Origin of the sequence: Vibrio sp. V12_P9A6T4 (assembly GCF_963874835.1) — a bacterium.
GTDB lineage: Bacteria > Pseudomonadota > Gammaproteobacteria > Enterobacterales > Vibrionaceae > Vibrio > Vibrio anguillarum.
In genome coordinates this window covers 1-6,918 of record NZ_CAWNJO010000110.1, presented here as the reverse complement: position 1 = coordinate 6,918, position 6,918 = coordinate 1, and the positions used below count along the sequence as shown (strand labels likewise).

The window sequence follows — 6,918 nt, the reverse complement described above, 5'->3', positions numbered from 1 at the left end:
CGTTCACTTGGTTGTGATAGTTCCACCAAAAGTTTCGATATCAACGTTGATGGGAGTATTGAAAGGGCGTTCAGCAATCCGCTTGTTTAACAAGTTCCCACATATAAGAAAGAAACTGTGGGGTAATCATTTTTGGGCAAGGGGATACTTTGTTGACACAGTTGGTGTGAATGAAGAAATCATCAGGCGTTACGTAAGGCACCAAGACAAGAAAGATCAGGAATATGAGGCGCAGTTAGAGTTGAAGATAAACTAGCAGCGCAGGGATGCCCCCTTATAGGGGGCTATAAACCAAAGCCGCCTTCTAAGAAGGCGGATTTTTACTATTACCCGCATCATTCATGCATTGCCCGATGATGTCGAGTTTATAACGCAGCAATTAGTTCGATTACCAGATGGTAATCGTGCTTTGACAGATTTGTTCTTTCCTCAGTTTAATATCCACCTAGAAATTGATGAGCCTCATCATAAAAATCAAAAGGTCAAGGATCTTAAACGAGAACAAGACATTATAAAGCGAACCGAACATTCCGTAGAACGAATTCAAATAGCTAGCGATAAGGTTGAACGTACACTTGAGAGCATAAAATCTGATACGGATAGTTTTATCGAAAAGATTCTCGCATTGAGATGTAATAAGTTGTCTCAAGGAAGTTTTGTGCCGTGGGACTTTGAACATGGGTACTCATCTATACCGGTTATTAATTTAGGAAAAGTTGCGATTAACGACAATGTAGTTTTTCAAAAGCAAATTGAAGCCCTACGTTGCTTTGGTTTTAAGGGAAATGGTTATCAAAGAGGGGCATGGCAAATTCCTGATAGCTCTAAAGATTTGGTTTGGTTTCCTAGGCTTTACGAACATGGTATCTGGCACAATGAATTGACATCTGATGGGATGAAAATTATTGAACGTGCTTTGGATAATAACGAAGAAGCCATAGAGTCCATCAAAAAACAAAAAGAGCGTCAAATTTCTGGGAAATGCAACAAATCTATAGTATTTGCGAGGGCAAAAAACTCTCTGGGATTTAACTTGTACAGATACGTGGGTACTTTTTTAATGAACCTTGAGGAAAGCACTGATAGCGAAATTATTTTTGATAGGGTAAGTGAGGAAGAAAAGGTACGTGTTGATTGAAATACATGGCCAATCTGTAAAGAGAATATTCCATTCTTCTAATGCTATTTGATGTGAATCCCTGATATGTATAACGGTGAGAAGGCAGCCACAGCATTTCAAAACTTCAGCGTTCAATTTCCACTATGTCGCTACTTATGAATAATGAGACTTTCGTTGTTTTGATACTTAGATAGAAAGAGAAAGCCGCCTAAGTCGGCGGCTAGTGATTGCAAGCAAAGGTGTTTTTCATCTTGAATCTATCGTTCATCGCAAACACTAAACGACAGACTTGCGGCACTCAATACAGTTCTGTATAAAATGCGATACACAATAAATTGCTTATGTAATTATCATGAAATTATTAATTCCATAAATATCATCACATGAAGTAATTAGACGGCTTTGAGCCTCCTAATTACTGTTATGTTTTTAATCAGGTTTAGTGAATCATGGAAGAAAGAAGTCAGTTATTCTTGGAACAATACCTTAGCTCTTTATATAGAGAAGTATCTGAAAAATATACCTCTTTCAGCGCAGACTATTTTTGTGCAGATGAATACAACGCAAATGTATGTGCCGATTTAATCCTCCGAGGCGAGAAACGAGCATCATGCAGTTTAGAATATTGGTACAGTCAAAAAGGTGAACTTATGCCTCAAGTTGGCCACCTTCAAGTGGTGACTAACTGGGATGGTAAGCCGATTTGTATTATTGAAATTACCTCAGTTTCTAAGTGCCAATACAATCAGGTCACTGAAGATTTTGCTGCTTCAGAAGGTGAGGGTGACAAATCATTGGCATGGTGGCAGGAAGCTCATCGAAATTTTTTCTTACGAGAATGTCATGAACTTGGAATCGAGTTTCGAGAAGATATGCTTTTGGTTTTAGAGCACTTTAAGGTCGTGTACCACTAAAAACATAACAAACGCCTCAAGCGGGACTGTCAACGCGCGGCGTTTCCAGTCCCATTGAGCCGCGGTGGAGTTGTTGTGTTTGAGTTCGGTGGTGCGTTGTCAACCCCTTAGCCGGGCGTGATGAGCTATAAAGTAAGGGGTAGGCATACCCCTTAAAAATTGAATTTTATGGAATGATATTCAATGTTTTTGCCAGTAAAACAAGAAGTCCAACACCTAAAAAGCTCCAAAATCCCAATGAGTTTACCCACATGAATACCCTGAATTTGATTGAACTTGTTGTTATTCGGTGGCGTATAAACGGGTAAGCAAAGCAGTAGTGCATGAATCTAGACATAATGTTATACGGCATCATGCATTGATAATTTGAATGTAGCTTTTTTGTATCTTTCGATAATTGAGCATCGATCCAAGTAATGCGCTTCACATCACCGAAAGCCAATACTGCTCCAAATACTACCCCGGGGATTGCCCAAATAAATACATAACCGCCTAATATGATTGTTGGAACACCGATAAACCAGAATTCCAATTCTGTTGTAATCCCCATTAGAAAATGTCCTTAGCGAGTTCAACGGTTGATTCGTAAATAAAGTAAGCGCCATCACCCACGGCCTTACCAACAGTGGAACCCAAAATTCCTCCTACGGCTCCGCCAACCACGAATGCACCAACAGATGCAACAGCAACAACTGGTGCAGAAGCTGTCCCTAATACGAGTAAAACGCCGCCTACAGCCCAAGTTCCTGCCTGACCTCCCAGATAGGCTCCTGCTAGAAAGCCTCCAACTTCGCGGCTAGATGTTTTGCCACAGTTGCCAGTGCTATCAACTTTACAAGCTTCATAAATATTATTTACGCCACTTGCAGCGCCAAGAACCAATCCAATGTAACCAACGCCTTTTGCTGCTGTTATTCCTACGGACACGTTGGCAATACGTTTCCCGAGGTTTTTAACAAAACCAGTTTTCAGGATCTCATCAGAATGGTGAATGACAGATTTGGTAGACAGTTTTAGGTTGCGTTTTACTTGTGTGTAAATCGGTAACTTGACGCTGCGTTTAGATAAGCCCGCAAATGAACCGTCTAGCTTTTTAAAGAGCTCAGCACGCTCTGCTACAAATGTGCCGTAATTGATACCGCCAGTTTTACTCGCCATTGCAACTTGCGAGGCATATAAATCATTAATTTCTAGTAACACTGAATTGATATTGTGCAGGTGTTGAACAACTCCGGATGATGCCATACCGACACCTAGCGAGGCATAAGCGTAATAGTCACTGGGTAGGCCATCTTGCTTAATTGCCGCAAAAGTTTGGTTTGCATAGTAATCTAATAGCTCCAAGTGTCGGTTTACTGTTGCTACTTGTTCATTGGTTAATTTTACTAGTTCAATACTTGCTGCTTTTGCATCTTCTTGTAAATCAGCCAGTGCTTTCTTTTCTTGCTCATTTGTGGGTTTGGTGGTGGGAACAATGACAATTTCCCCTTCTCTGACGGGATTATTGAGGTGAGCATTGCATTGTTTAATAAATTGCTTCTGATTTTCACTGGTTTCAACAGTAAATAAGTCAGCCCAAAGCTGCTCTTGTGGTTGAGTAACGGTGTTTTGCATCCAGCCCAGCATAAATTCTTCTGTATTTTTTTGCTGGTCTTGAATTTTTACCCAATTTTTTTCCGATTGTTCTAGTCGTTCTTTACGCTGACGTTCAACTTTTTCTTTTGTCGTTTCTTGAATTGGTTCAGGCTGTAGGGACGATTGAACGCTAGGTACGGAAGTGCCAAGTGGTGCGAAATTGTGAGATTCAGCAGTTTTCAATGCCGCGGAGCTTTTCTCCCACTCACGACGCATGTGGCATGATGAGCAAGTACAAGTAATGGGGTCTTTGCAAAAAGGGCAACTGTAGAGTTTTGTATTATCAAAAATATCGTATATAGGCATACATTTTATCTGACGTATTAAAGTTACCTTATCATAACCTCAAAAGTTCATAGGCAAAAATTTGCCCAGTAGATATGCATTAATGTGATCTTAAATTTACTAATCTACTGAGAGTAGATTAGTATTCTTGCTATAAGAAGGCTCTGCCCCAAAGCGTGTCAGAGGGCCTAGGTCGTAGAACCAAACTTCTGCTTCACTAAGCTAACGAACGTTAGGCTAACATTCGTTAGCTTAGTAATCGCACAAAACTTAAAATTGCCCCATTTTTTGCTATAAACAGCACATGATATCTGTCTGATTCCTAGATTTTCCGATAGGTTTTCTAATACAAATTGTGAGCTGCGTAGAAATACCCCATTTTGCCGTATTTTCTCGTTCGCGATTTCTCAGTCCATGATGATACTATATTAAAAACATGCGCTTACGCTAAGTACAAACGTCCAGTGGATGCGCAAAAAATCCCAAAACGGGGTATTTGACCACCCCACTTTGGGATCTAATAAGTTGTTATATCAACAGACACCAACAACAAGGAAAATGTACATGGCAAAGTTCAGTATTTCATTTGCACGTTTTATAATAAACGCTGATGGTAAGAAAGGCAGAGTGTCATCAACATCAAAAAGAGTTGAAGCTCCTTCTGCAGAGGTAGCTATGGCGATGATACAGAGTCAATACCCTGAGTACTCCATTGAATTCCGTAACATAAAAGAAGTGAAATAAAGGAGTAGATATGGCTCAGCAAAATTTAACATCGAAAAACCATAAAGAAATGGATGATTTCTTAGAAAAGGTTTTAGATGGTTACAAGAATGGATCTTTAACTAAATCTGAAGCTATTAATGGTCTAGCGCATGTTATGGCAGCTTTGGACATTAATAACACTCAAGAAGCAGTTTCGTGGTTTAATCAAGCAAACTTAGAGTTCTTTAAAGGCCCTGCTCGTGCTGCATCCTAACATTAATCGGGTATAACAAGTAAATCCAGGCGACGCCTTTGGCTCGCCTGATTTAGGCGTTAGACAATAGCATTTTTTGGCTGCGCTGGCAGCCAATGCTCTAGAACAATCTTTTCCCCAATCTGAAGTTATCCGAAGTGACCGTTTTTGAGCATAAGGTCTAACTGATTCCTGCCCCAAGACAAGTTAGATTCACAACTCGTTCCTGCCTGATAACTCAAGGTTTGCCATATCTGTACTAATGAAAAAGCTAACCTCGTTTCGTCTCTTTGAGTTGAATAATCGTGATGTGATCACAGTCCGCACTATCACCTGATGAATGCGCATATCAAAAGTAATATGCTACATGACACACAAATGGAATTGAGTCATTAAAATGCCAGTAAATCAGACTTTGATTGAGAGAATAAAAGAAGGAAAGGTTGTTCTTTTCTTGGGTTCTGGAGCTTTATACGGGGCAACGCTACCAGATTGTAAAAAAATACCATTAGGTAATGATTTGAGAGACTTGATCTGCGATCGATTTTTGGATGGGGAGTTTAAATCCGAAAGTTTAGCTCATGTGTCAGACCTAGCCGAGTCTAGCTACTCTCTACACGAACTTCAAGATTATATCAAAGAATATTTTAGTGAGTTGATCCCAGCTGATTTTCACTCTTCAATATGTGACTTTAACTGGCGTGCTATTTTCACAACCAATTATGACCACCTTGTCGAGACTGTTTACAATAATTCGAAGAAAACACCCAAAAGAATAATCCCTATCCTATCTAACGATGATAGTTTAGATATAACTAGAAAAGACTCTGAGCTAATCCCATTGATTAAGCTACATGGATGTATAAGTCGAACTAGAGATAATAATATACCTCTAATACTTACAGTTGAACAATATAATGATAGTTTATCCTCTAGAAAAAGGCTGTTTAACCACTTGTATGAACTAGCATACGAATATACGATTGTATTTGTTGGGCATAGCTTGCAAGACGCTAATATCAGAAGTGTCTTAAGTAGTTTGGAAAAAGAAGCATCCAACGGCATGAGGCACTATCTTCTGAAGCCAAATGTAAAACAGGCTGAAGTTGACCTTTGGGCAAGAAAAAAAATCACGGCCATTGATATTACATTCGAGAGTTTTCTACGTGAATTAGATGAAAAAATATCAGTAGAGCAAAAGGTCTTGGGTAACATTAAATCTAACACTACTCACCCAATAAAGTTAAAATATATAAATAATAGTAATCCTAGCAGTCTAGTAATAAAGCTTCTATCTGAACAAGTGGATTATCTATATAGCGAATTACCTTATGGACTTGCACACGCAGAAGACTTTTATTCTGGGGTTGATTTAGGCTGGTATCCTATTGCCGAAGGACTTGCAATAAAGAGAAGTGTTTTTGACGAGTTAGTTAAAGAAATCCTCGAGAGGCCTGATTCAGAAAGGGAGTATAATACTGAATTGTTTTGCATCAAAGGAGAAGCAGGTTCAGGAAAGACCGTATTGCTTAGACAATTAGCTTGGGAAGCTAGGCTTTCTAGTGTAGGAATCACGCTTTGGGTCAGAGACATTTCATTTATTGATATAGATGCTCTACATGAATTATGTGAGAATACAAATGAAAGGCTTTTTATATTTTGGGATAACGCGGCACTAAACTCCATAGAAATAAATAGAGCATTCAATAAACTTATAAAAACTAACGCTGCAATAACCATTATAACTGCCGAAAGATATAATGAATGGAATATGAAATGCGATGATTTAGATTCTATTTTAACGAAAAGCTATGAAATAAGGTATTTGTCAGAGTTTGAAATAAGGGAACTTGTCAAATCTTTGGAGGATAACAATTGCCTAGGTCCTAATTTAATTCATAAAACTTTTGAAAAACGATGCGAAGAATTTAAAGAAATACATGGAAGGCAGCTTTTAGTCGCACTTCATGAGGCTACAATGGGTGAGTCTTTTGAGGATATAATAC

General features: G+C 38.9%; 8 protein-coding genes. 6 read left to right on the top strand and 2 right to left on the bottom strand.

Annotated elements, in window-relative coordinates; translation table 11 throughout:
* The 3 genes from tnpA to AACQ42_RS16195 all read left to right on the top strand — a co-directional run.
* A partial coding sequence (tnpA, locus tag AACQ42_RS16205) for an IS200/IS605 family transposase (protein ID WP_141195641.1) occupies positions 1-256 on the top strand: 256 nt, incomplete at its 5' end.
* Between the two features lie 30 nt (positions 257-286).
* Complete coding sequence (locus AACQ42_RS16200) at positions 287-1,138, top strand: AbaSI family restriction endonuclease (RefSeq protein WP_339366644.1); 852 nt, start codon at positions 287-289, stop codon at positions 1,136-1,138.
* A 431-nt stretch (positions 1,139-1,569) separates the two neighbouring features.
* Positions 1,570-2,034 carry an ASCH domain-containing protein gene (locus AACQ42_RS16195; RefSeq protein ID WP_094164803.1) on the top strand — a complete coding sequence of 155 codons (465 nt, stop codon included), beginning with the start codon at positions 1,570-1,572 and terminating at the stop codon, positions 2,032-2,034.
* A 166-nt stretch (positions 2,035-2,200) separates the two neighbouring features.
* On the opposite strand, the gene AACQ42_RS16190 is transcribed toward AACQ42_RS16195, so the two are convergent.
* Entirely contained in the window at positions 2,201-2,584 is a 384-nt protein-coding gene (locus AACQ42_RS16190) for a hypothetical protein (RefSeq protein ID WP_094164802.1), read from the bottom strand.
* Positions 2,584-3,885 carry a hypothetical protein gene (locus AACQ42_RS16185; protein ID WP_094164801.1) on the bottom strand — a complete coding sequence of 434 codons (1,302 nt, stop codon included), beginning with the start codon at positions 3,883-3,885 and terminating at the stop codon, positions 2,584-2,586. Before AACQ42_RS16185 ends, AACQ42_RS16190 begins: the two co-directional genes overlap by 1 nt.
* A 633-nt stretch (positions 3,886-4,518) precedes the next feature.
* On the opposite strand from AACQ42_RS16185, the gene AACQ42_RS16180 reads away from it, so the two are divergent.
* The 3 genes from AACQ42_RS16180 to AACQ42_RS16170 all read left to right on the top strand — a co-directional run.
* Positions 4,519-4,698 (top strand): hypothetical protein, encoded by a 180-nt coding sequence (locus AACQ42_RS16180; protein ID WP_094164800.1) that lies wholly within the window; start codon positions 4,519-4,521, stop codon positions 4,696-4,698.
* A 10-nt stretch (positions 4,699-4,708) separates the two neighbouring features.
* Positions 4,709-4,933: a hypothetical protein gene (locus AACQ42_RS16175; protein ID WP_094164799.1), complete on the top strand. Its 225-nt coding sequence runs from the start codon at positions 4,709-4,711 to the stop codon at positions 4,931-4,933.
* A 376-nt stretch (positions 4,934-5,309) separates the two neighbouring features.
* On the top strand, positions 5,310-6,918 hold a 1,609-nt coding region (locus tag AACQ42_RS16170), incomplete at its 3' end, for a P-loop NTPase (RefSeq protein ID WP_176429628.1).

Coding starts and splice junctions, on each gene's coding strand:
- AACQ42_RS16195 (WP_094164803.1), top strand. CDS start 1,570: ATGGAAGAAAGAAGTCAGTTATTCTTGGAACAATACCTTAGCTCTTTA.
- AACQ42_RS16190 (WP_094164802.1), bottom strand. CDS start 2,584: ATGGGGATTACAACAGAATTGGAATTCTGGTTTATCGGTGTTCCAACA.
- AACQ42_RS16185 (WP_094164801.1), bottom strand. CDS start 3,885: ATGCGTCGTGAGTGGGAGAAAAGCTCCGCGGCATTGAAAACTGCTGAA.
- AACQ42_RS16180 (WP_094164800.1), top strand. CDS start 4,519: ATGGCAAAGTTCAGTATTTCATTTGCACGTTTTATAATAAACGCTGAT.
- AACQ42_RS16175 (WP_094164799.1), top strand. CDS start 4,709: ATGGCTCAGCAAAATTTAACATCGAAAAACCATAAAGAAATGGATGAT.